At 69.3% G+C, this 23426-nt stretch carries 19 protein-coding genes; 14 read left to right on the top strand and 5 right to left on the bottom strand.

Translation table 11 applies throughout. The features are described from left to right. The first annotated feature begins 5 nt into the window (after positions 1-5). The 4 genes from ABZ345_RS36860 (at position 6) to ABZ345_RS36845 (ending at position 5399) form a co-directional block, all read left to right on the top strand. Positions 6-962 carry an ABC transporter ATP-binding protein gene (locus ABZ345_RS36860; protein ID WP_359859227.1) on the top strand — a complete coding sequence of 319 codons (957 nt, stop codon included), beginning with the start codon at positions 6-8 and terminating at the stop codon, positions 960-962. Beyond that, positions 962-1735, top strand: a complete 774-nt coding sequence (locus tag ABZ345_RS36855; RefSeq protein WP_359859225.1) for an ABC transporter permease — start codon at positions 962-964, stop codon at positions 1733-1735. The genes ABZ345_RS36860 and ABZ345_RS36855 overlap by 1 nt, the downstream gene beginning before the upstream one ends. Then, entirely contained in the window at positions 1732-2574 is an 843-nt protein-coding gene (locus ABZ345_RS36850) for an ABC transporter permease (protein WP_359859223.1), read from the top strand. Before ABZ345_RS36855 ends, ABZ345_RS36850 begins: the two co-directional genes overlap by 4 nt. Before the next feature lie 863 nt (positions 2575-3437). Further along, entirely contained in the window at positions 3438-5399 is a 1962-nt protein-coding gene (locus ABZ345_RS36845) for a TIGR03960 family B12-binding radical SAM protein (protein WP_359859221.1), read from the top strand. Between the two features lie 62 nt (positions 5400-5461). Here ABZ345_RS36845 and ABZ345_RS36840 read toward each other — a convergent pair whose 3' ends face one another. After that, positions 5462-6880, bottom strand: coding sequence for a S8 family serine peptidase (locus tag ABZ345_RS36840; protein ID WP_359859219.1), 1419 nt, complete (start codon positions 6878-6880; stop codon positions 5462-5464). 206 nt (positions 6881-7086) lie between these two features. On the opposite strand from ABZ345_RS36840, the gene ABZ345_RS36835 reads away from it, so the two are divergent. The 6 genes from ABZ345_RS36835 to proB all read left to right on the top strand — a co-directional run bounded on the left by ABZ345_RS36835 (position 7087) and on the right by proB (position 14626). Next, positions 7087-7812 (top strand): TIGR03936 family radical SAM-associated protein, encoded by a 726-nt coding sequence (locus tag ABZ345_RS36835; protein WP_359859306.1) that lies wholly within the window; start codon positions 7087-7089, stop codon positions 7810-7812. A 231-nt stretch (positions 7813-8043) separates the two neighbouring features. Then, on the top strand, positions 8044-11046 hold the full coding sequence (locus ABZ345_RS36830; protein ID WP_359859217.1) for a translation initiation factor IF-2 N-terminal domain-containing protein: 3003 nt from the start codon (positions 8044-8046) through the stop codon (positions 11044-11046). A gap of 240 nt (positions 11047-11286) precedes the next feature. Further along, on the top strand, positions 11287-11598 hold the full coding sequence (rplU, locus tag ABZ345_RS36825) for a 50S ribosomal protein L21 (RefSeq protein ID WP_045316485.1): 312 nt from the start codon (positions 11287-11289) through the stop codon (positions 11596-11598). 14 nt (positions 11599-11612) lie between these two features. Then, on the top strand, positions 11613-11870 hold the full coding sequence (gene rpmA / locus ABZ345_RS36820; RefSeq protein ID WP_030468120.1) for a 50S ribosomal protein L27: 258 nt from the start codon (positions 11613-11615) through the stop codon (positions 11868-11870). A 172-nt stretch (positions 11871-12042) separates the two neighbouring features. Next, a complete protein-coding gene (gene obgE, locus ABZ345_RS36815; protein ID WP_359859215.1) occupies positions 12043-13494 on the top strand; it encodes a GTPase ObgE in 1452 nt (483 codons plus the stop codon). Positions 13495-13498: 4 nt separating this feature from the next. Continuing rightward, entirely contained in the window at positions 13499-14626 is a 1128-nt protein-coding gene (gene proB, locus ABZ345_RS36810) for a glutamate 5-kinase (protein ID WP_359859213.1), read from the top strand. Here the strand turns inward: proB and ABZ345_RS36805 are convergent. Both ABZ345_RS36805 and ABZ345_RS36800 read right to left on the bottom strand, forming a co-directional pair. Next, the gene (locus tag ABZ345_RS36805) at positions 14619-15884 is read right to left on the bottom strand and encodes an MFS transporter (RefSeq protein WP_359859211.1); all 1266 of its coding nucleotides are present in this window, start codon (positions 15882-15884) and stop codon (positions 14619-14621) included. The two genes, proB and ABZ345_RS36805, sit on opposite strands and share 8 nt — an antisense overlap. Before the next feature lie 12 nt (positions 15885-15896). Beyond that, entirely contained in the window at positions 15897-16493 is a 597-nt protein-coding gene (locus tag ABZ345_RS36800) for an alpha/beta hydrolase (RefSeq protein ID WP_359859209.1), read from the bottom strand. A 183-nt stretch (positions 16494-16676) separates the two neighbouring features. On the opposite strand from ABZ345_RS36800, the gene ABZ345_RS36795 reads away from it, so the two are divergent. Further along, a complete protein-coding gene (locus ABZ345_RS36795; protein ID WP_359859304.1) occupies positions 16677-17051 on the top strand; it encodes a VOC family protein in 375 nt (124 codons plus the stop codon). 625 nt (positions 17052-17676) lie between these two features. On the opposite strand, the gene ABZ345_RS36790 is transcribed toward ABZ345_RS36795, so the two are convergent. Beyond that, positions 17677-18576, bottom strand: coding sequence for an AraC family transcriptional regulator (locus ABZ345_RS36790; protein WP_359859207.1), 900 nt, complete (start codon positions 18574-18576; stop codon positions 17677-17679). Between the two features lie 82 nt (positions 18577-18658). On the opposite strand from ABZ345_RS36790, the gene ABZ345_RS36785 reads away from it, so the two are divergent. Continuing rightward, complete coding sequence (locus ABZ345_RS36785) at positions 18659-19069, top strand: anthrone oxygenase family protein (protein ID WP_359859205.1); 411 nt, start codon at positions 18659-18661, stop codon at positions 19067-19069. Here ABZ345_RS36785 and ABZ345_RS36780 read toward each other — a convergent pair. Further along, entirely contained in the window at positions 19047-20231 is a 1185-nt protein-coding gene (locus ABZ345_RS36780; protein ID WP_359859203.1) for a cytochrome P450, read from the bottom strand. The two genes, ABZ345_RS36785 and ABZ345_RS36780, sit on opposite strands and share 23 nt — an antisense overlap. Positions 20232-20271: 40 nt before the next feature. On the opposite strand from ABZ345_RS36780, the gene ABZ345_RS36775 reads away from it, so the two are divergent. Next, positions 20272-20994 carry an alpha/beta hydrolase gene (locus tag ABZ345_RS36775; protein ID WP_359859201.1) on the top strand — a complete coding sequence of 241 codons (723 nt, stop codon included), beginning with the start codon at positions 20272-20274 and terminating at the stop codon, positions 20992-20994. A 233-nt stretch (positions 20995-21227) separates the two neighbouring features. Continuing rightward, positions 21228-23417, top strand: a complete 2190-nt coding sequence (locus ABZ345_RS36770) for a choice-of-anchor P family protein (RefSeq protein ID WP_359859199.1) — start codon at positions 21228-21230, stop codon at positions 23415-23417. Positions 23418-23426 lie beyond the last annotated feature (9 nt).

Below are 23426 nucleotides of genomic sequence, written 5' to 3'. Positions count from 1 at the left end.
CGTAAATGCGTCGAAAATTGTCAGACCTGTTCGTTACCGTCGGCCAGGTGGACAACCTCGTCGAGGCCAAGGCGCTGACCAAGCATTTTGGGACGTTCGAGGCCGTTCGCGGCGTCGACGTCGAAGTGCGCCGCGGGGAGGCCTTCGGGTTTCTCGGGCCCAACGGGGCCGGGAAGTCGTCGACCATGCGGATGATCTCGTGCGTGTCCGGGCGGACCGGTGGGGACCTGAAGGTCCTGGGGATGGATCCGGAGCGCGACGGGCCCAAGATCCGGGCGCGGCTCGGGGTGGTGCCGCAGCTGGACAACCTGGACACGGAGCTGACGGTCCGGCAGAACCTCCAGATTTACGGGAGGTACTTCGGGATGTCGCGGCAGAAGTGTCGCGAGAAGGCAGATGAGCTGCTGGAGTTCGCGCAGCTGACGGACCGGGCGAACCACGAGGTCGAGCCGTTGTCCGGCGGGATGAAGCGGCGGCTGACGATCGCGCGGTCGTTGGTGAACGACCCGGAGCTGCTGCTGCTCGACGAGCCGACCACCGGCTTGGACCCGCAGGCTCGGCATCTGTTGTGGGACAGGTTGTTCCGGCTGAAGCAGGACGGCGTCACGCTCATCATCACCACGCACTACATGGACGAGGCCGAGCAGCTCTGCGACCGGCTGGTGGTGATGGACGGCGGGCGGATCGCGGCCGAGGGGTCGCCCAGCGAGCTGATCAACCGGTACTCCACCAGGGAAGTGCTGGAGCTGCGGTTCGTGCCGGGGGCCGAGAAGCCTGATCTGGAACGGTTCGCGGAACGGGTCGAGGTGTTGCCGGACCGGTTGTTGTTGTACACGCAGGACGGTGAGCAGACACTGGCCAAAGTGCACGAACACGGGGTGCGGCCGGTGCAGAGCCTCGTCCGTCGCAGTTCGCTCGAGGACGTGTTCCTCAGGCTCACGGGCCGGACGTTGGTGGACTGATGCACACGCTCAAGGGCTCCTGGTTCACCTTCGAGAAGTTCTGGACCTGGTACCGGCGCAACTGGCGGTCCACCGCGGTGTCGAGTTTCCTGACGCCGGTGTTGTTCCTGGTCGCGCTCGGCTTCGGCTTCGGGTCCCAGGTGCAGTCGACGGCGCTGATCGGTGGCGTTCCGTACCTCGAGTACCTCGCGCCCGCGCTGGTCGTGGTCTCGGCCATCCAGGGGGCCACGTTCGAGTCGACCTACCCGGTCCTGTCGCAGTTCATGTGGCAGAAGTCCTTCGTGGCCATGGTGGCCACGCCGATCACCCCGGCGCAGGTCCTCTACGGGCAGATGATGTGGCTCGGGTCGCAGCTGGCCGCGCGGTCGGCGGTGTTCGTGATCATCGCCGCATTCCTCGGCGCCGCCGCCGGGCCCGGGATTCTGCTGTCCATCGTGTTCGCGACGTTGGCGGCGCTGGCGTTCAGTGCGCCGCTGGTGGCCTACAGCGCCACGTTGGAGAAGCCGGACGGCTTCACCACGATCTTCCGGTTCGTGCTGATGCCGATGACGCTGTTCACCGGGGCGTTCTTCCCCGTCAGCCAGCTGCCCGGCTGGCTGGTGCCGCTGGTGTGGCTGACGCCGTCGTGGCACGGGATCGAGCTCGCCAGGGGCACGGCGTTCGGCACCATCGCCCTCTTACCGGCGTTGGGGCACATCGCGTATCTCGTCGCGCTCACAGCCGGCGGCATCGCGTTCGGCGTGAAGTTCTTCCACCGGAGGCTGGCGGTATGACGCAGACCCTCGACCGAGAGAAGTCCGCGCCCGCGAGCGTCGGTCTGTTGTGGCGAGTCATCCCGCCCGGCCTCTACGGCGGAAAGGCGAGCATGCTCGTCGAACGCGCGGCACTCGTGAACCGGCGCGCGTGGTTCGTGCTGGTAGGCGGGGCGTTCGAGCCCCTGTTGTTCCTGTGGTCGCTGGGCCTCGGCTTCGGCCAGATGGTGAGCTCGGTGGCCGGCCCGGACGGCCAGCCGATCAGCTACGCGACGTTCGTGGCGCCCGCCCTGCTGGCAGCGTCGGCGATGAACGGTGCCGTGTACGACGCGACCTTCAACGTGTTCTTCAAGTTCAAGTACATCAAGCTGTACGACGCGATGCTCACGACACCGATGGGCCCGCTGGACATAGCGATGGGCGAGATCGCCTGGGCGTTGCTGCGCGGCGGCCTGTACTCGGCGGGCTTCCTGGCCGTGATGCTAGCGATGGGCCTGATCGTGTCACCGTGGGCGCTGCTAGCCCTGCCGGTGGCCCTGCTGGTGGCCTTCGCGTTCGCCGCAGTGGGTATGGCAGCCACGACGTTCATGCGCTCGTGGCAGGACTTCGACCTAGTGCAGCTGGCAGTGCTGCCCCTGTTCCTGTTCTCAACGACCTTCTACCCGCTGTCGGTCTACCCGGCCTGGCTCCAGACCGTGGTGTCCTGGACGCCGCTCTACCACGCAATCGAACTCATGCGCGGCCTAACGCTGGGCGTAGTCGGCTGGGGCATGCTCGGCCACGTCGCCTACTTCGCGGTGATGGCAGCCGCAGGAACGGTGGTGGCGGCCAGACGCCTGGGCAAGCTCCTACTGGACTGACCCCGCCCCGCCCCGCCCCACCGCCAGATCCCGCACAAGTCGAGCCCACCGGCACCCCCTCGGCTGCCTCCGCCTCGAACTGCAACGTCCCCCGCCTCCTCCGCTGCGCCCGACTGCCTCCGCTGCGCCCGACTGCCTCCGCTGCGCCCGACTGCCGCCGCTGCGCCCGACTGCCGCCGCTCGACCGCGCCTCGCCCAACCCCAGGCGCCCCACCTCGCCTCGGCTGGGCCGCTCCGTCCCGTCCGGCCTGCCCCAACCCGCCTCGGCCGCTCCGTCCCCGTCCGGCCCGCTCCGCCGCCGCTGCCGCGCCTCGACCCGGCCCGACCCGGCCCACGCGCAAGGTCCCGCACAAGCCGAGCCCACCCGCGCCCCTCGGCTGCCTCCGCCTCGGACTGCCGCGCCTCCCGCCCTCTGCCTCCGCCGCCTGGCCGCCGTCGCCTCGCTTGGCCCGCCCCGCCTGTCTCGCTCCGCCTGGCCCGGCCCCCTCGCCCGGCCCCTCGCCCGGCCTACCTCGCCTCGCTGCCGCAGTTCCGCCTCGGCTGCCGTGCCTCCCGCCGCTGCCGCCTGGCTGGCGCCGCATCGCCTGGCTGCCACCGGCCCCCACTCCTATCCCGCCTCGCTGCTGCGGCTCCGCCTCGCTGCCCCGTCTCCGCCGCGCCCCTACCTGCACCAGCTCCCACCCACGCCGGCCCCCACATGTCGCCCCACCAGCGCACCCCGCATCTCAGATCCGCCCGCACCAAGCACCGCGGTGATCACCCAAGATCGCGCCCCACCCCCGAAAACCTCCCCGCCACCCGCCTCCCAGACCGCTCAACACCGCGATTCGGCCCCACCACGTGAGGGCCGTTACTCTGGTCGTGTGAGTGTCGAGTCTGTTTTCCCCAGGTTGGAGCCACTTCTGCCGCGGATCTCCAAGCCGGTGCAGTACGTCGGCGGGGAGCTCAACGCGACCGTCAAGGACTGGGACGCGGCGTCCGTGCGCTGGGCTTTGATGTACCCCGACGCGTACGAGGTCGGCCTGCCCAACCAGGGCGTCATGATCCTCTACGAGATCCTCAACGAGCTGCCGGACGTGCTCGCCGAGCGCACCTACGCGGTGTGGCCGGACCTCGAGGCGCTCATGCGTGAGCACGAGGTCCCGCAGTTCACGGTGGACGGGCATCGGCCCGTCAAGGCGTTCGACCTGTTCGGCATCAGCTTCGCGACGGAGCTGGGCTACACGAACATGCTCACGGCGCTCGACCTCGCGGGCATCCCGATCCACGCGAAGGACCGCACCGAGGACGACCCGATCGTGGTCGCCGGTGGGCACGCGGCGTTCAACCCCGAGCCGATCGCGGACTTCGTGGACGCGGCGGTGCTCGGCGACGGGGAAGAGGCCGTCCTCGAGATCACCGAGATCGTCAAGAACTGGAAGGCCGAGGGCCGCCCCGGCGGCCGCGACGAGGTGCTGACCCGGCTCGCCGAGACCGGCGGCGTGTACATCCCGCGCTTCTACGACGTGGAGTACCTGCCGGACGGCCGCATCCAGCGCGTCGTGCCGAACCGCGACCGCGTGCCGTACCGCGTCTTCAAGCGGACCACGATGGACCTCGACGCGTGGCCGTACCCGAAGCAGCCGCTGGTGCCGCTCGCCGAGAGCGTCCACGAGCGCATGAGCGTCGAGATCTTCCGCGGCTGCACGCGCGGCTGCCGCTTCTGCCAGGCGGGCATGATCACCCGCCCGGTGCGCGAGCGGTCCATCGAGGGCATCGGCGCCATGGTCCAGAAGGGACTGGAGGCGACCGGCTTCGAAGAGGTCGGCCTGCTGAGCCTCTCCAGCGCCGACCACAGCGAGATCGCCGAGATCACCAAGGGCCTCGCGGACCGCTACGAGGGCACCAACACGGGCCTGAGCCTGCCGAGCACGCGCGTCGACGCGTTCAACATCGACCTCGCGAACGAGCTGTCCCGCAACGGAAGGCGCTCGGGCCTCACCTTCGCGCCCGAGGGCGGCAGCGAGCGGATGCGGCGCGTCATCAACAAGATGGTGTCCGAAGAGGACCTCATCCGGACGGTGTCGGCCGCGTTCTCCAACGGCTGGCGGCAGGTGAAGCTGTACTTCATGTGCGGCCTGCCCACCGAGGAGGACGAGGACGTCCTGCAGATCGCCGAGATGGCCAAGAACGTCATCCGCGCCGGACGCCAGGCGAGCGGCCGCAACGACGTCCGCTGCACCATCTCGATCGGCGGGTTCGTGCCCAAGCCGCACACGCCGTTCCAGTGGGCCGCGCAGTGCGACCCGGACACGGTCGACGACCGCCTCCGCAAGCTCCGCGACGCCGTGAACTCGGACCGCAGCCTCGGCCGCAACATCGGCATGCGTTACCACGACGGCAAGCCCAGCCTCATCGAAGGCCTGCTCAGCCGCGGTGACCGCCGCATCGGCAAGGTCATCGAGGCCGTGTGGCGCGACGGCGGCCGGTTCGACGGCTGGACCGAGCACTTCAGCTACGACCGCTGGACCACCAAGGCCGCCGAAGCCCTGGAACCGCTCGGCGTCGACCTCGCCTGGTTCACCACCCGCGAGCGCGAGGAGCTGGAGGTCCTGCCCTGGGACCACCTCGACTCGGGCCTCGACAAGGAATGGCTCTGGGCCGACTGGCAGGACGCGCTGGACGAGCGCGAGCAGGACGACTGCCGCTGGACGCCGTGCTTCGACTGCGGCGTGTGCCCGGCGATGGGCACGGACATCGAGGTCGGCCCGACGGGTCGCAAGCTGCTGCCGATCTCCCCGGTCGGTGTCGGCTCCCCGGTGAAGAACCCGGCGCTCACCCCGTAACGCTCAACCGAAACGCGGGGCCTCCGAAAGGGGGCCCCGCGTGCGTTTCGAGCTGAAGCGGCCTACTTCGTGACAGCGGCCAGCGCGTCCACGAGCCCGTGGCCGTAGAAGGAGTTGTACTCCGAGTAGCCCGTGCAGAACGCGTCCTGCACCCCGGTCCCGTTCAGGTCGTAGTCCGCCGGGCACGCCAGCGTCGCCGCCTGCGCGTTCAGCATCCGCCCCAACGACAGCGCGTCCGTGTCCGGATGCGTCGACGCGATCAACGCCGCCACTCCGGCCGCGTGTGGGGTCGCCATCGACGTTCCACACGAGTAGTCATAACCAGACGGCACCGTGGACAACACACAGCCAGACGGCGTCCGCGTGTCGCCACCGGGCGCGGTCACGTCGATCGCACCGAGCCCGTAGGAGCTGTACCCGGCCTTGGTCTTTGTCGACTCCACCGCCGACACCCCGACCACGTTCTTGAGTTGCGCCGGCAACACCACACACGAGGGGTCGACGGGCCGTGTCTGCGCGTCGCCGTTCGTCGGCGATACCGAGTCACGCCCCGGCCGCGACAGGTCCGCCGCGTTGTTGCCCGCCGCGGCGACCGTCAGCACGTTGCGAGAGGTGGCGTAGTCGACGGCGCGACGCACGGCCTCGTAGATCACGCGCTGACCGGGCTCGCTCTGGCACGTGAACAGGTACGGGTCGATGAAGTAGCTGTTGTTGGTGATGGTCATGCTCTGCGAGGCGGCCCACATGAACCCGCACACGGCGTACTCGGGGTAGATGAACCCGTCGTCGTCGACGACCTTCACGGACGCGATGCGCACGCCCGGCGCGACACCCGTGGTGCCACGGCCGTCGTCAGCGGCGGCGATCGTCCCGGCTACGTGCGTGCCGTGGGCCGAGGTCGTCGGCGCCCACGCGGAAGGCGACGTATCGGGCTTACCGGTCAAACACCCCGCGGACAGCTCCGGAGCCAGCGCCTGCGCCAGATCCGGGTGGCGCGGGTCGATCCCGGAGTCCAGCACGCCCACGACGACGGACTTGGAGCCCGTCGAGATCTCGTGCGCGGCCGGTGCCTTGATGAGATCCATGTCCCACTGCTCGCCCGAGCGCAGTCCCGACGGCCGGAACAGTTCCGTGTCGTCCTTCTTGCGCTTCGCCGAACGCTTGGCGATGCTCTCGGCCTGGGCGCTGTACGCGCGCTGCGGGCCGATCAGCTTGAGGAAGCTCGGGTCCGGCGACGTGGCGACCGCGACCCCGATCTCCGGGTAGTAGACGGTCGTGGTGCCACAGGCCTCGGTGATCTCCGCGTCCGCCGCCGCGGCGGGCGTGAGCTGCGAGAACACCACGAGGTAGCGCAGGACCGGCCCCGGCTGGATGCACGAGTCGACGATCGGTTCGGCACCTGCGGGCAGGGACGCCACCAAGCACCCGGCCGCGAGCAGGGCGGTCGTCGCCGCAGCCCGTGCGCGGTGGAGCAGAGGCACCAGGGACCTCCAGGTTGGCAGGGCGTCCAGACAAGCCGGACCGTAGCCACGCGCAACGATCTAGACAAGCTGAACGTTCTGAATCAGGTTCACGGTACCGTCCTCCTGGACGAACAGCCTGCGCCGATGGGACCGCTCACCCGTCGGAACACCTCATGGGAGCACCACTGAGCCGCAATCAGCCCAACAATCCGTCGGCCGCGGCCGTGCAGAAACTACGCCTCCGCTACACCAAGCGGGGGAGGTTGCGTTTCACCTCGCACCGCGACATCGCTCGTACGTTCGAACGTGCGCTGCGCAGGGCCGGTGTGCCCATGGCGTACTCGCAGGGCTTCAGCCCTCACCCGAAAGTGTCGTGGGTCGGCGCCGCGCCGACCGGCGTCGCCAGCGAGGCGGAGTACGTCGAGGTGTCCGTGGTCGAACGGGTCGACCCGGCGGCGTTGAAGATCGCGCTCGACGAGGCGTTGCCGCCCGGCATCGACGTCGTCGACATCGTCCAGGCGACCGGTGGCAACCTCACCGAGCGCATCGACGCGAGCGAGTGGCGGATCGAGCTCGACGGAATCGAGCCCGGGACGCTGGCCGACGCGGTCAGTGCTTTCCTCGCGCAGGAGCGGGTGGAAGTCGAGCGTCTGACCAAAGACGGCAAGAGGATCATCGACGTGCGGCCCGCCGTCGTGTCAGCACTGGTCGAACCACGTTCGAGCGACGCCGGACACGATGAGGCCGGATTGTCACAACCGTGTGGGATACTCATGACGGTCGTGCGGCAGGTAACGCCTACCGTGCGGCCCGACGACGTGCTGAATGCGCTTCGAGTCGTCGCCGACCTCGTGCCGCCGGTACCTGCGAGAGCAACCCGGATGGCGCAGGGACGGCTCGACGGCGAAGGCAAGCTGGTGGACCCGCTCCAACAGGACAGAGAGTCCTGACGCAGAGGAGCGCTGTCAGTGTTTGATCATTTGGGTCAAGCTGTGACGCATCAGGAGGAGCGGCGCTGACAGCAGCGTCGTCGTGGGACCTGCGCAAGCGTGCGCCCAGTGAGGCGCCACGCCGCTGCGCGCGAGGCAAGGATTCCCGCCGCGAGCAGCGGTGGAGAGAGACAAGAGAGGCCCCTGCGCGGCCGCGTCCTCACGGGACGCGCCCGGGGGTGGAGGAGCTGCATGTCGAACAAGGACAAGCCTGCCGGCGCAACCGGCGGGCAGGGCGTGGTATCCGCACGCCCTGAACTGGCTGATCTGCCGGACAAGCTGCGAGTGCACGCACTGGCGAAGCTGCTGGACGTCTCCAGCAAGGACGTCATGACGGCGCTGGCCGACCTCGGTGAGGTCGCCCGAAGCGCGCAGTCGAGCGTGAGCCGCGACGTCGCGCTGAAGGTCGCCGAGACGCTGCTGGACTGGGACGACGTGGTCACCGGTGAGATCACCGAGGACTACGAGGCCCCGGCGGTCCCGGCATCGCAGGCACCGGCGCTCGCGCCGATCTTCGCGGCCCCGAGCGCGGTGTTCCTGCCGCCTCAGCCGATCGAACGGCCGAAGGCACCGCCCTCGCCGTTCGTCGTCGAGGAGGAGCCGGCCAAGGACGAGAAGTCCGTCGGCGAGATCGCCGCGGACGAGCTCGACGCCGCGGAGGCCGAAGCCGAGACCGACGCCGATGGTGACGACGAGGCCGAAGGCCGCCGCCGCCGTCGCCGTGGCCGCCGTGGCCGTGGCCGCGGCAAGGGCTCGGAGGCCGACGGCGACGAGACCGACGAGGCGCAGGCCGAGGACGCCGAGGCGCCCGCGGAGGGTGCCGCGGCCGAGGCCGACGAGACCGACGACGAAGGTGACGAGGGCTCGACCCGCCGTCGCCGCCGCCGCCGTCGCCGCAAGACCGGCGCGGACGACGAACCCGCCGTGACCGAGGACGACCCGCCGAACACGGTCGTGCACGTCCGCGAGTCCCGCGACGCGCGGGACGACAAGGCCGACTCCGAGGCCGCGCAGAGCGAGGTCCGCAGCATCCGCGGTTCGACGCGGCTGGAGGCCAAGCGCCAGCGCCGCCGTGACGGTCGCGAGGCCGGCCGCCGCCGTGCCCCGGTGCTGACCGAGGCCGAGTTCCTGGCCCGCCGCGAGGCCGTGGCCCGCACGATGGTCGTCCGCGAGCGCGGCGACCGCACCCAGATCGGCGTGCTCGAGGACGGCGTGCTGGTCGAGCACTTCGTCACGTCGTCGGGCAGCGGCTCGATCGTGGGCAACGTCTACCTCGGCCGCGTGCAGAACGTGCTGCCGAGCATGGAGGCCGCGTTCATCGACATCGGCCGCGGCCGCAACGCCGTGCTGTACGCCGGTGAGGTCGACTGGGACGCCGCCGGTCTCGAGGGCAAGTCCCGCAAGATCGAACAGGCTTTGAGCAGCGGTGACTCCGTGCTCGTCCAGGTCACCAAGGACCCGGTCGGCCACAAGGGCGCGCGTCTCACGACCCAGATCAGCCTGCCCGGTCGCTTCCTGGTCTACGTGCCGGGCGGCGGTGCCACGGGCATCAGCCGCAAGCTGCCGGACAACGAGCGCAAGCGCCTCAAGGACATCCTCAAGCGGGTCGTCCCCGAGGACGCCGGCGTGATCATCCGCACCGCCTCCGAGGGCATCGCCGAGGAGGAGCTGGGCCGCGACGTCACGCGCCTGCAGGCCCAGTGGAAGGTCATCAAGGAGAAGTCCGCGAGCACCTCCACCAAGGCGCCGACGCTGCTCTACGAGGAGCCGGACCTGCTGGTGAAGGTCGTCCGCGACCTCTTCACCGAGGACTTCGCCCAACTCGTCGTCCAGGGCGACGAGGCGTGGGAGGTCATCGACTCCTACGTCCGCCACGTGGCGCCGGACCTGCAGGACCGCCTGAAGAAGCACGTCGGCAACAACGACGCGTTCGTCGAGTACCGCATCGACGAGCAGCTGATAAAGGCGCTGGACCGCAAGGTGTGGCTGCCATCGGGTGGTTACCTGATCATCGACCGCACCGAGGCGATGACGGTCATCGACGTCAACACCGGCAAGTTCACCGGATCGGGTGGAAACCTCGAGGAGACGGTCACCAGGAACAACCTGGAGTCCGCCGAGGAGATCGTCCGCCAGCTCCGGCTGCGCGACATCGGCGGCATCATCGTCATCGACTTCATCGACATGGTCCTGGAGTCGAACCGCGACCTGGTGCTGCGCCGCCTGACCGAGTGCCTGGGCCGTGACCGCACGCGTCACCAGGTCGCCGAGGTCACCTCGCTCGGCCTGGTGCAGATGACGCGCAAGCGGGTCGGCACGGGGCTCCTCGAGGCGTTCAGCCAGACGTGCGAGCACTGCCGCGGCCGTGGCGTCGTCGTGTCCACCGAGCCCGTGCACTCGCACGGTGGTGGCAACGGTGGCGGCCAGCAGCAGCAACAGCCCCAGCAGCAGAGCGGTGGCCGCAAGTCGCGCCGCAACAAGGGCGGTGGCGAGCAGGCCGCCGAGGTGGTCGAAGCGACCGTCACCGAGGTCGAGCCCGAGGTCGTCGAGCCCGTCGCCGTCGTCGAGCCGGGCGAGCCCGAGGACGTCTCCGAGGACGTGGTCGCCGCGGACCAGGAGCACGAGGGGCACGCCGCCCGTCGTCGCCGGCGCCGTCGTGGTCGCGACAAGGAGCCGCAGGCGTCCGTCGAGGCCGTCGTCGACGCGGTCGTGGTCGAGGAGCAGGCGCTCAACGGTCACGTGCCGCACGACGTCGCCGAGGAGCCGGAGCCGGTTGCCGAGGAGCCTGTCGAGACCCCGGCGGAGGAGCCTGCCGCCGAGGTGATCGAAGAGGCCGCCGAGGAGCTGGTCGAGCCGGTGACCCTGGCCGAGGTGGTCGCCGAGGAGTCCGCCGAGGTCGCGGAAGAGGCCGCTGAAGTGGCCGAGGTCGCGGCTGAGGTCGCGGCTGAGGCCGTTGCCGCCGTGGAGGCAGCCGAGGAGCCTGCGGAGGCTCCTGCGGTTACTTCCGGGCCCCGCCCGCGCCGTCGTGCGGCCAAGCGCGCCGCCGGTGCGCCGGTCGCGGTCGAGGTGCCCGCTCCGGTGGTCGTCGAAGTGCCGAAGCAGCCCGAGGTCCAGATGCCCGCTCCGGTGGTCACCACCACCCGCAGGCGCCGCGCCGTGTCGCGGCCCGCGGGCCCGCCGGTCCAGGAGGACTGACCTGCGCAAGACGTGAAACCGGGGTCGCTTTCGAGCGGCCCCGGTTTTGCTGTGTGAGGGACCGCACAGCCTGCGCAAACGTGATCAGGGCACCCCAGTTTGCTTGCGCTGTACCCACTCCCGTAACCTTGTTGACGGCCCGCCATCCGACGGGTCCTGTCGTGTGCCCCCGCTGGTGAACTTCCCAGGTGGGTTGGCGCATGGCCCGTCACCATCGAGTAGCAGGAGACTTCCGTCCTGATGTACGCGATCGTCAAGACCGGCGGCAAGCAGTACAAGGTCGCTGTCGGCGACATCGTCGAGGTCGAGAAGCTCGAGGGCGAGCCGGGCACCGAAATCTCCCTCCAGGCGCTGCTCGTGGTCGACGGCACCAACGTCACCGCTGACGCGGCGGCCCTGGAGAAGTTCTCGGTTACCGGCAAGCTGGTCGAGCACACCAAGGGCCCGAAGATTCGCATCCACAAGTTCAAGAACAAGACCGGCTACCACAAGCGACAGGGTCACAGGCAGAAGCTGACCCGCGTCGAGGTCACCGGCATCACCGGTAAGTGAGGACCTGACTTCTCATGGCACACAAAAAGGGTGCGTCCAGTTCCCGCAACGGCCGTGACTCCAACCCCCAGTACCTGGGTGTGAAGCGGTTCGGCGGTCAGGTCGTCAAGGCCGGCGAGATCCTGATCCGCCAGCGCGGCACCAAGTTCCACCCCGGCGTCGGCGTCGGCATCGGCAAGGACGACACGTTGTTCGCCCTGCTGCCGGGTGCGGTGGAGTTCGGTATGAAGCGCGGTCGCAAGACCGTCAACATCGTCCCGGTTGCGGTCTGAGGACCGTCTCCGCGACGTAGTTAGCACGATCGACCGAGCGACGTGTGCCCGTGGAATGCGCGGGCCGCGTCGCTCGTTTGTTTTATTGAGTTGGACTACGGGGCGTAGCGACCGGTCAGCCGGCTCCGCCCCTCGTTGTTTGTTCGCAGGTTTTTTGAGAGGAAGTAGTTCCGTGGCTCGTTTTGTTGACCGGGTGGTGATCCACGCTGCCGCCGGCAACGGGGGCAACGGCTGCGCTTCCGTGCACCGCGAGAAGTTCAAGCCGCTCGGCGGCCCGGACGGCGGCAACGGCGGAAGCGGCGGCAACGTCGTGCTCGTCGTCGACTCGCAGGTGCACACCCTGCTGGACTTCCACTTCCGCCCGCACGCCTCCGCCACCAGCGGCAAGGCGGGTGCCGGCGCGAACCGCGACGGCGCGAACGGCGAGGACCTGATCCTGCGCGTGCCGGACGGCACCGTCGTGCTGACCGAGGCCGGCGAGGTCGTCGCCGACCTGGTCGGCGAGGGCACCCAGCTCATCGCCGCCGCCGGTGGCCGTGGCGGTCTGGGCAACGCCTCGCTCGCGTCCAAGGCCCGCAAGGCCCCCGGTTTCGCGTTGCTCGGCGAGCCGGGCGAGACGCGGGACCTGGTGCTGGAGCTCAAGTCCGTCGCGGACGTCGGCCTGCTCGGGTTCCCGTCGGCCGGCAAGTCGTCGCTGATCTCGGTGCTGTCCGCCGCGAAGCCGAAGATCGCCGACTACCCGTTCACCACGCTGGTGCCGAACCTCGGCGTGATCACCGCGGGCGAGACCATCTTCACGATGGCCGACGTCCCCGGCCTGATCCCCGGCGCGTCGCAGGGCAAGGGCCTCGGCCTCGACTTCCTGCGCCACATCGAGCGCACCGCCGTGCTCGCCCACGTCGTCGACTGCGCGACGTACGAGCCCGGCCGCGACCCGATCGCGGACATCGACGCGCTGGAGAACGAGCTGGCGGAGTACACCCCGTCGCTCGGCGGCAACTTCGAGGACCGCCCGCGCGTGGTGATCCTCAACAAGATCGACATCCCGGACGCCAAGGACCTGGCCGACATCGTCCGCCCGGAGATCGAGGCCCGCGGCCTGCCGGTGTTCGAGGTGTCGACGGTGTCCCGCGAGGGACTGCGCGAACTCTCCTTCAAGCTCGCCGAGGTGGTGCGCGAGTACCGCGCCGCCCAGCCGAAGAAGGAGTCGACCCGCATCGTGCTGCGGCCGACCGCCGTGGACGACGAAGGGTTCACCGTGACCGAGGACCCCTCGGTCGAGGGTGGCTTCATCGTGAAGGGCGACCGCCCCGAACGCTGGATCCGCCAGACCGACTTCTCCAACGACGAAGCCGTCGGTTACCTCGCGGACCGCCTGAGCAGGCTGGGTGTCGAGGACAAGCTCGTGAAGATGGGCGCCATCCCCGGCTGCCAGGTCACCATCGGCGACCTGGTGTTCGACTGGGAGCCGACCACGCCGGCCGGAATCGCGATGACGATGACCGGACGTGGCACGGACGTCCGTCTCGAGCGCAACGACCGCATCGGCGCCCACGAGCGCAAGGCCCTGAAGAAGGCCCGCCGCGCGCCCGGCGAGTACGGCGACGACTTCGACGAGGAGTAAATCCGTGACGGCCCCCGTGGTCTCACAGGCAAGGCTTGCGGTGGCTTCGGCTGCGCGCATCGTGGTGAAGGTCGGTTCTTCTTCTTTGACCACAGCCGAAGGCGGGCTCGATCCAGCCCGCCTCGACTCGCTGGTCGACGCCCTGGCTGCTCGGTCTCGTGCGGGCAGCCAGGTCGTGCTGGTGTCGTCCGGTGCGATCGCCGCGGGCTTGGCGCCGTTGGGGATCTCCCGCCGCCCGCGCGATCTCGCCACTCAGCAGGCCGCCGCGAGCGTGGGCCAGCTGACGTTGGCGCACGCTTACGCGAACTCGTTCGGCCGCTACTCCCTGACCGTCGGCCAGGTCCTGCTGACCGCCGACGACGTGGTGCGTCGCGCCCACTACCGCAACGCCCAGCGCACGTTTTCCCGTTTGCTGGCACTGGGTGCGGTGCCTGTGGTGAACGAGAACGACACCGTTGCCACCGAGGAGATCCGGTTCGGCGACAACGACCGGCTCGCTGCTCTGGTGGCCCACCTGGTCGGTGCCGACGCGCTGTTCCTGCTGTCCGATGTGGACGCTCTCTACTCGGGAGACCCGCGCAAGCCCGGCGCCGTGCGGATCTCCGAGGTCGCTTCGGCGTCCGATGTAGACGGTGTGAAGGCGGGAACCGTTGGCGCGTCCGGTCTGGGCACCGGCGGCATGGCCTCGAAGCTGGCCGCCGCCCGGTTGGCCTCCTCCGCTGGCATCCCGGTGCTGCTGGCCGGTGCTTCGGACGCTTCTCGGGCGTTGTCGGTCGCCGACGTCGGCACTGCTTTCGCCGCAACGGGTTCGCGTCTGACCGCCCGCCGCTTCTGGCTCGGCTACGCCACCGACGCGAACGGCCGTCTGCACCTCGACGACGGCGCTGTCGCCGCGGTCGTGGGCCGGCGTCGTTCGTTGCTGGCGGCCGGAATCACGGGCGTGGACGGCGACTTCGAAGCCGGCGACGTCGTCGAGCTCGTGAGCCTGGCCGGCGAAGTCGTGGCGCGCGGCGTGGTCGGCTACGACTCGGCGGAGCTGCCGTCGTTGATCGGCCGCAAGTCCCACGACCTGCCCGCGGAACAGCGCCGCGAGGTCGTGCACGCCGACGACCTGGTGCCGCTCGCTAGGTGAGCTCGACGCCCTTCGTCTCGGGCAGCGTCAGGATCACCAGGAACGAGATCACCGCGCCCACCGCCACGTACCAGAAGAACACCGTGCCGCCGACCGCCTGAATGACCAGCGGCGCGGTCCCGCCGAACAGCGCGACCGTCAGGTTGTACCAGGCGCCGATGCCCAGGCCGCGCAGTTCGGTGGGGAACAGCTCGCTCATCAACGCGGGCGCGATCGACGTGAGCGCCGTGTAGAGGCCGAGCCCGACCACGAACACGACCACCAGGTTCGCCAGCCCCGGCCTGACCAATGTGGACAGTGGCACGACCAGCACCGCCATCGCCGCCGACCACACCAGGATCTGCGGTTTGCGACCGTAGCGATCAGCCATCCACCCCATCGGGTACTGCAGCGCGATGAACACCACCGTGCCGATCGACAGCGCCAGGAACACGTCGATGTCGTTGGCGCTCTTGGTCTTCACCGCGAACGGCGTCAACGCGCTGAAGAACGTGTAGAAGCACAGCGTCGACAGCAACGTGACGCCGATGAGCTGCCCGACCGCCTTCGGATGTTCTTTGAGGGTCAGCATCAACGGGTTGCGCAGCTTCTCGGCCTTCGCCTTGTTCTCCTCGAACTGTTCCGTCTCAGGCAGTGCGCGCCGCAACCACAACCCGATCAGCCCGAGCACACCGCCCACCAGGAACGGCACCCGCCAGCCGTACGAGGCCATGGCGGCCTTGTCGAGGTTGCGCGACAGGAAGAACCCGAGCAGCGACGCGATCAGCACCGCCGCACCGGTCGAGATGTAGAAGAACGACGAGTACCTGCCACGATGGCTCGGCTTCGCGATCTCGCCGAGGTAAGCCGACGCGTTCGACACCTCACCGCCCAGCGCCATGCCCTGCGCGATGCGCGCGAGGACGAGCAGCGCCGGCGACAGCCAGCCGACCTGGTCGAACGTCGGCAGCACCCCGATCACCACCGACCCGCCGGACATCAACGCGATCGTCAGCAACATCGCGGTGCGGCGCCCCTTGACGTCCGCGAACCGGCCGAGCAGATAACCGCCGAGCGGCCGGAAGAAGAACGCGAGCGCAAACGTGGCGAACGTGCTCAACAGCGCCGCGGCCTCGTTGCCCTTGGGAAAGATCTGCGTCGCGAAGTAGATGCTGAACGCCGTGTAGATACCCCAGTCGTACCACTCGACCGCGTTCCCGGCAGAGGCCGCGACCAGCTTGCGCACGGGCAGTCGATGGGTTTCCGAAGTAACCGCCATCGGGTCACCCTGTCACAGACGGCGACGAATAGGAGCGTACGTCTCAACTGGTTCGGTGGTCAGGAACTCGACGATCATCGCGTTGCACAGCGCCGGTTTCTCGTGCAACAACCCGTGCGAAGTCCCAGGAACCACCGCAAGCTGGGCATTCGGCAGCGCCCGGTACATCGCCGCCGCGTGCTCCAACGTCACCTCGTCATCGTCACCGATCATGACCAGCACCCGGTTGGCCACCTTCTTCAGATCCCGCTCAGCGAGCTTGGGCGACCGCCGGTGCATCGGCGTCAACTCCGTAGCCGGATCCCAGCCGTCGTGATGAAACACCCCACACACGACAACCAGCCTTCGCACGAGGTCCGGCCGGAGAACCGCGACAAGGAGCGCGACCGTCGCCCCATCACTGCAGCCGAGCAGGTGAGCGGGCCCGATCTTCTCCAAGAGCTCGATCGTCTCCCGGGCCATCTCGGCGTGGTCCTGAGTGGCTTGGTCGACCCGATGCGGAGCATGAAGCGCAAAGCCGGACAGGGCGTCGAACTGCGGCCCGAACGCGGAGGGATCAGCCCCGCCAGGATGCAAGAGCACAAGAGTGTCGCTCACGTAGTCGGTCATGTACGAGTAGACCTCCCTCAACGCCAAGACTCATCGACACCCAGACAGGTGAACCTCGTCCCGTTTTGTGCCCGGCGCCCTCTGATAGATGTCACGAACCCATGATCATCCACCTCGCGACAGAAGGAAGGAGCGCGGGTGAGCAGCAACTCCCGGCAAGCAATACTGACCGGCGTGCGTTCAATGAGCTTGGTGACGTTGGTGGTCCGCGACTACGACGAGGCAATCCGCTTCTACGTGGACGGCCTGGGCTTCACGCTGGTAGAGGACACCCCGCAAGGCACCAAGCGCTGGGTAGTGGTCTCCGCGGGCGAGGGAGCGGCTCTGCTGCTGGCCCAAGCCGACACCGACCAGCAGTCCGTCCGAGTAGGCGACCAGACCGGCGGCCGAGTCGGCTTCTTCCTCACCACCGACGACTTCGACCGCGACCACGCCCGGATGACCGCGTTCGGCGTCCGCTTCCTGGAGACGCCACGCGACGAGGTCTACGGCCGGGTGGCCGTGTTCGAGGACCTGTACGGCAACCGCTGGGACCTGCTCCAACCGGCCACCGCCTAACCCACCCCACCCCACCTGCCCGCCGCAGCCCGCCCGCGCCCGCCCTGCCTGCCTGCCTCGGCCCGCCTTGCCCGCGGCCGATTGAGCCTGCCCGGGCCTGCCCGCAGCTCGCGCGCTTGCACAGCTCGTGCGTCTGGTCGTCTAGCCGCGGCCGGCCCGCTCTCGCCCGCCCGAGCCGGCCGCCACCCGCAGTGACCACGGCCTGCACGCGCGTAGCCAGCTCGCTCGCGCCCGATCGTCGTCTGACCGCGGCCAACCTGGCCCGGCCGTCGCCCGTTTGTGCTGCCCGCAGCCCGCTTGCGCCTGATCGCGGTCGACCCAGCCTCCTGACCCAGGCCCAACCCGGCGCCGCGACCTGTCCTAACCCGGCGCCGCGACCTGTCCCAACCCGCGCCGCGACCTGTCCTAACCCGGCGGCTCGACCTGCCCAACCTGGTGCCGCGACCCGCCCCAATCCGGCGCCCGCAACCCGACCCGCCCTAACCCCGCGCCCCGGCCCGTCGCCCCAACCCGCTCCGACCCGGCCCGCCTCGACCCGGTGCCCCGACGCGCCCTCGGCCGGCGCTCTCGACCCGGCGAGCCTCGACTCGCGCGCGGCCGGCTCCCGACCCGCCCTGCGCCTGTCTCAGCCCGCCCGCGCCTGCCCCGGCGACACCCCCACGACCCGCTTGAACGCCCGGCTGAACGCCGCCTCTGACTCGTAGCCGAGGCCGCGTGCGATCTCGCTGACCGTGCTGTCGCGGTCCCGCAGCCGGTTCATCGCCACGTGCATGCGCCACCGCGTGACGTATCGCATGGCCGGTTCGCCGACGAGCTCGGTGAAGCGCGCCGCGAAGGCCGAGCGGGACATCGCGGTTTGGTGCGCCAGGCGTTCGACGGTCCACGGTTGCGCGGGGTCGCGGTGGATCAATGCCAGCGCCTGCCCGATCTGCTGGTCCTGCAAGGCTCCCAGCCAGCCGGTGCGCGCGGCCGGGTCGTTGGCCAGCCAGGAGCGGATTGTTTGGATCACCAGCACGTCCGCGAGTCTCGTGATCACCGCTTCGCCGCCGGGGCGCAGGGTTCGCGCTTCGGCGGCCATCAGGTCGATGGTGGCGCGCATGTCGTCGGCCTGTCGCACGTACAGCACGTGCGGCAACACCTTGATGAGATGCTTCGCGGCCGGGTGGTCGAATTGCACCGCACCACACACGAGGTGCGTCACGGCGCCGCCGTCGCCGTGGCGGAGGATGGCGTAGTTGTCGGTCTCGAACGTGTGCGGCAGCGTTGTGACCAGCGGTGTTTCGGCGTCGCCGTAGAAGAGGCGGTGTCCCTGGCCTCCGGGGACCAGCAGCACGTCGCCAGGCTCGAGCGTCGTGATCTTGCCGTCGACCTCGATCTCGCAACGGCCGCTGGTGAGGACGTGGAACCACAGGCAATCGGCCAGGTCCGGCATCGTCAGGCCCCACGGCTCGGTGAGCTCGGTCCGGCAGTAGAACGTGCCGGACATCCTCAACAGGTGCAGCGCCTCGCCCAACGCGTCTGTCATGAGGCCCATTCTGGACGAACGAGCAAGTCAAAGCGATGAATTGGCATTGAGGGTCCGGCGGGACCAGGCCACAGTTAGCGCCATGGGGATTCTCACGTTGATCGCAGCCGCCGCGTCCGGCCTGATGGCCGGACTGTTCTTCGCCTTCTCCGCCGCCGTCATGCCCGGCCTCGCCGACCTGCCCGCCGAGCACGCCCGCGGTGCCATGCGCCGCATCAACGTCCGCATCCAGAACCCGGTGTTCCTGCTGGTGTTCGTCGGCAACGTGATCCTGTGCGGCATCGAGGTCTTCCAGGGCAGGATCGTCGGCGGCTTGCTCTACATCGTCGGCTCGTTCCTGCTGACCATGGTCGTCAACGTGCCGATGAACAATCGTCTCGAACGGACCGACGACGCCTACTGGCCCGAGTACCTGCGCAAGTGGACGATCTGGAACCACGTGCGCTGCGTCGCCTGCCTCGCCTCGATGATCATCCTGCTACTCGGATTCTGAGGCCGTGCTTCGGGCGCATCGCGGCGACGCTCGTCGGGGTGATGCGCTGTTTCACGAGCTCGGGCTTTGGCTGCTGCAGCAACGCTTTCAGCATCACGGTCAGCTCCGTCGTGGCGAGCCCGGCTCCGATGCACCGGTGCGGTCCGCCCCCGAACGGCAGGAACTCGTCCGGCCCCGGCTTGTGCTCCCACCGGTCCGGGTCGAACCGGAGCGGATCCGGCCATACCTCGGCCAGCCGATGCGTGACGTAGGGGCTGTACAGCAGGAAAGTGCCTTCCTTGATCTTCTTCCCGGCGAACTCGAACGGCTGCGCCGCCACGCGCGCCGACACCACGGCCGGCGGGTACAGCCTCAACGTCTCGTTGACGACGTTTGCGAGGTAGTCGTCGTCTTCGCGAGCACGTTCCCAAACTCCGTTGTGCCGCAACAGGTTGAAGATCGCCCACGCCATCGCACCGCTGGTCGTCTCGTATCCGGCGGCAATGAGCGTCACGACCTGATCGCGCACCTCCAGGTCGCTCAGCCCGTCGCTCTGCACAAGAGAAGTGAGCACATCTCCGGCCGTGTCGCCTCGACGGGTTTCCTCGATCGCCTTGTAGACCCGCGCGTCAACGGCCCTGCGCGCCCTCATCGCGTTGCGCCACGCCGGCGCTTTCGTCTTCCTCAGCAACGTGACGACGGCCGGGTTGCGGTCGATCAGGTTGATCAGCAGCTGCAGGTGCGCCCCGAAGAACTCCGCGTCCTGCGCCAGCCTCTCGCCGAACAACGCGTGGATCGTGCTGCGCCGGATCGCCCTTCGGAACTCCTGGTACGCGTCGACGACCTGCCCTGGTCGCCACGCGTCGAGCGCCGCCTCCGCGTTGGCCCGCATGACCGGCACGTAGTTGGCGATCTGCCGGTGCACCAACGCGGGCTGCACGTGCTTGCGCCGCCGCTTGTGGTCCTCGCCGTCACTCACGATCAGCGACGTCGGCCCGTCCACCGGCACCAGCACCTGGAACGCCCGCTCCACCTCGAACAGCTCGGAGTTGGCGAACACGAACCGGTTCGCCTCGGGCCCGAGCAGGTAGGTGTACGGCCCCATCCGCACCACCGGCCCGAACCTCCGGTGCAAAACGGAAAGCAGATCGGCCTGCCGGAACCGCACGACGTCCGGAATCATGGCGATGACAGTGCCACACCGCACCGGGGGACGGTCCTCAATGCCAGCACGGGTTCCGCTGCCAACGCTGAACGTGGGCGGCGTGGCCATCGCCTACCGCATGGACGGACCGCTGGAAGGCCCGCCGATCGTCCTGCTACACGCCTTGGCCAGCAGTGCGGCGACCTGGACCCGCCTCACCCGCTCGCTGGTCGACGCCGGCCGTCTCGTGATCGCCCCGGACCTGCGCGGGCACGGCCACAGCGCCTGGACCGGCGACTACCGCCTCGACTCCGTGCAACGCGACGTCGTGGGCGTGCTCGACGCGTTGGACATCGCCGAGTTCGACCTCATCGGCCACTCGCTGGGCGCCCACATCGCCGCTCTCTTGGCAGGCCGCCGCCCAGACCGAGTCCGCAAGCTCGTGCTCGAAGACCCGCCACCCCCGCCGCGGTCCGGCGAACCCCGCGCGCCGCGGCGTGGTCTCGCACTGTTCCTCGCGGTGCAGGGCTTGTTCCGGCGCGGTTTCGACCGCCGCATGGTGCCGCAGATCCTGACCCAGCTCCGCGCGCCCGACCCGTTGTGGTGGGACGGCCTGTCCGCGATCAAGGCCCCCACCCTGGTGATCAGCGGCGGCCCGCGCAGCAGCATTTCCCTGGAGCGCCTGGAAGAAGTGGCCGCCGAGATCCCGCAGTGCGACCTGGTCACGATCGACGCGGGCCATCGAATCCACAGCACGCGCCCCGCCGAGTTCCGCGACACCGTCCTGCGCTTCCTCGCCTGACGATCTTGTCGGACCCGCTGAGTAGGTTGGGTTGCGAGGGGATCCCCGGCCGGGGGTACCCCTGCGTCAGCATGTGGTGCGGCCGTTCGGATCTGTGAACGAGGCGTTCGGGTGAAGTTCGTGCCGCCTCGAACTGGGATGCGGGATCCTTTCGCCGGGTCGGGGCCCCTCTTGCACGGAAGGCACCCCCGATGCCCCGAGCCAGACTCGCGACAGCGCTCACCATCGGACTGATGGGCGCGAGCGTCGTGTTCGCACCACCGGCGCTCGCCGACCATTTCGTCTCAAAGACGTTCCACCCCACCGGGGGCGAACAGACCTACACGATCCCAGCAGGCGTCACGAAGCTGCGCGTGGTCGCCATCGGCGGACGCGGCGGCAACGGTGCCGATGGCGGCGACGGTTCCGCGCCGGACGGCAGACGTGGCTACCGGGCCACCGCTGACCTCGCCGTTCCGTCCGGCGTCACGCAGCTCGTGGTCGCGGTCGGCCAGAACGGCGGCGACGGCAGCGGCGCGGACGGCGGCACACCGGGCTTCGGCGGTGGCGCGCCCGGCGGATTCGGCACACCGTTCGCGGGCGGTGCCGGTGGCGGGGCGAGCGACGTGCGGTTGTGCTCGGCGGCGGCACCGTGCGACAGCCTCGCCAGCCGGTTGGTCGTCGCGCCCGGCGGAGGTGGCGGTGGCGGCCGGTGCTTCGCCATCGGCTGCGTCGCGGGAAGCAGTGGAGGCAACGGCGGCGACAACGGCGGTGGCACGCCTGGAATCCCTGGACCGGGCGGATTCCCCGGCCTGCCAGGCGCTTTCGGGCGCGGCGGCGTTGGCGCGCCCGGCAACCCCGTGACCGCCGGTGGTGGCGGCGGGGGAGGAGGCGGCGGTGGCTGGTTCGGCGGTGGCGGTGGTGCGTCCGGCTTCCAGGCACCGACCCCGTTGATCATCGCGGTCGACGGCGGTGACGGCGGCAACGGCTCCGGTCGCGCGGGAGCCGGCGTCTCGAACTTCGCCATGGAGGAGACCGACGAAGCGCCGTCGGTGACCATCAGCTACTTCGTCGAGTCCACGACGATCAGCTACACCGGCCCGTCCTCCGGCTTCACCGGCGACCCCGTGATGCTCTCCGCCCGCCTCACTGCGACGACCTCGGGCGCCCCGGTGGCCAACGCTTCACTGGTGTTCCGCCTCAACGCCAACGAAACCTGCGTCGGCACCACCAACGCCAACGGCATCGCCTCCTGTGTGATCACCCCGAACGAGGTCGCGGGCACGTACCCGCTGGCCATCGGCTACGGCGGCGACGTCGTGCACCAGCCGTCGGGCAAGGAGGTCCAGTTCGAGGTCACCCGCAAGCCGACCACGCTCACCTACACCGGAGCCCTGATCGGCGACTTCCACGACCCCGCAACGGTTTCCGCTCGCCTGACCCTCACCGGCACCGGCGCTCCGGTCGGCAACCAGCCGGTCTCCTTCAAGCTCAACAACGCCGAGACCTGTGACGCCAACACCAACGCCGACGGCGTTGCGTCGTGCTCGATCACGCCGAACGAACCGGCTGGCACCTATCCGCTGACCGCGGCGTTCGCAGGCAGCAAGGGGCTGCTGCCGTCGAACACCAGCGTCGATTTCGCGGTCACCAAAGAGGAAACCGCGCTCACCTACACCGGCGCCGCAACCGTGGCCAACGCCGAACCCGCCCGCCTCGCCGCGAAACTCACCGAGGACGACGGCACTCCGGTCGCAGACCGCAGCGTGCAGCTCAACCTCGGCACGCAGTCCTGTGTGGACAACACCGACGCGACCGGCACAGCGGAGTGCGTCATCGCGTCCGTCGACCAACCACTGAACGCGACCGCGACCGTCCCCGTGACGGCAACCTTCACCGGAGACCAGTTCTACGAGCCGAGCCAAGCGTCCACAACGGTCGGCCTGCAACACATGACCGGCCGCGGCTTCGGCCTCTCCGGCACCGTGCTCGGCCTCGCGGTCGCACCAACACCTGACACTGGCGAGGTCCGCGTCGCGCGCGCAACAACGACCGCTCCGCCGTGCGTCGCGAACCTGCCCGTAGGCGCGCGTGCGTTGTGCACGTCGGTAGTCACAACGCTGGCGCCAGGCACCTCGACCACCCGCACATCGGTGGCAGAGTTGGGCATCGGACTCGTCGCCCTGCGAGACGTCGTAGCCACCTCACGCAGCACGTGCGGCGGCGCGACCGGCAACGTCACCATCGGTGCGCTGACCGTCGCAGGCCTCCCGATCACCGTCACCACCGCGCCCAACACCACGATCCCGCTGCCCGGCGGCAAGATCGTGATCAACGAGCAGGTGCAGGTGGCCGGCGGCCTGAAGGTGAACGGCGCGCACATCACCCTGCCCGGCGTGGACGTCGTGGTGTCGTCCGCAACCTCGGCCATCCACAACTGCTGATCCAGCCGA

The sequence above is a fragment of the Lentzea sp. NPDC005914 genome (assembly GCF_040629405.1).
Classification (GTDB): Bacteria; Actinomycetota; Actinomycetes; order Mycobacteriales; family Pseudonocardiaceae; genus Lentzea.
Note: the sequence above shows the minus strand (reverse complement) of the source record. Positions and strands in the feature narration are given on the sequence as shown.

Excerpts from the sequence above, each read along its gene's own strand:
- ABZ345_RS36860 (WP_359859227.1), top strand. The coding sequence starts at position 6 with ATGCGTCGAAAATTGTCAGACCTGTTCGTTACCGTCGGCCAGGTGGAC.
- ABZ345_RS36855 (WP_359859225.1), top strand. The coding sequence starts at position 962 with ATGCACACGCTCAAGGGCTCCTGGTTCACCTTCGAGAAGTTCTGGACC.
- ABZ345_RS36850 (WP_359859223.1), top strand. The coding sequence starts at position 1,732 with ATGACGCAGACCCTCGACCGAGAGAAGTCCGCGCCCGCGAGCGTCGGT.
- ABZ345_RS36830 (WP_359859217.1), top strand. The coding sequence starts at position 8,044 with ATGTCGAACAAGGACAAGCCTGCCGGCGCAACCGGCGGGCAGGGCGTG.
- rplU (WP_045316485.1), top strand. The coding sequence starts at position 11,287 with ATGTACGCGATCGTCAAGACCGGCGGCAAGCAGTACAAGGTCGCTGTC.
- rpmA (WP_030468120.1), top strand. The coding sequence starts at position 11,613 with ATGGCACACAAAAAGGGTGCGTCCAGTTCCCGCAACGGCCGTGACTCC.
- ABZ345_RS36805 (WP_359859211.1), bottom strand. The coding sequence starts at position 15,884 with ATGGCGGTTACTTCGGAAACCCATCGACTGCCCGTGCGCAAGCTGGTC.
- ABZ345_RS36800 (WP_359859209.1), bottom strand. The coding sequence starts at position 16,493 with ATGACCGACTACGTGAGCGACACTCTTGTGCTCTTGCATCCTGGCGGG.
- ABZ345_RS36795 (WP_359859304.1), top strand. The coding sequence starts at position 16,677 with ATGAGCTTGGTGACGTTGGTGGTCCGCGACTACGACGAGGCAATCCGC.
- ABZ345_RS36790 (WP_359859207.1), bottom strand. The coding sequence starts at position 18,576 with ATGACAGACGCGTTGGGCGAGGCGCTGCACCTGTTGAGGATGTCCGGC.
- ABZ345_RS36785 (WP_359859205.1), top strand. The coding sequence starts at position 18,659 with ATGGGGATTCTCACGTTGATCGCAGCCGCCGCGTCCGGCCTGATGGCC.
- ABZ345_RS36780 (WP_359859203.1), bottom strand. The coding sequence starts at position 20,231 with ATGATTCCGGACGTCGTGCGGTTCCGGCAGGCCGATCTGCTTTCCGTT.
- ABZ345_RS36775 (WP_359859201.1), top strand. The coding sequence starts at position 20,272 with ATGCCAGCACGGGTTCCGCTGCCAACGCTGAACGTGGGCGGCGTGGCC.
- ABZ345_RS36770 (WP_359859199.1), top strand. The coding sequence starts at position 21,228 with ATGGGCGCGAGCGTCGTGTTCGCACCACCGGCGCTCGCCGACCATTTC.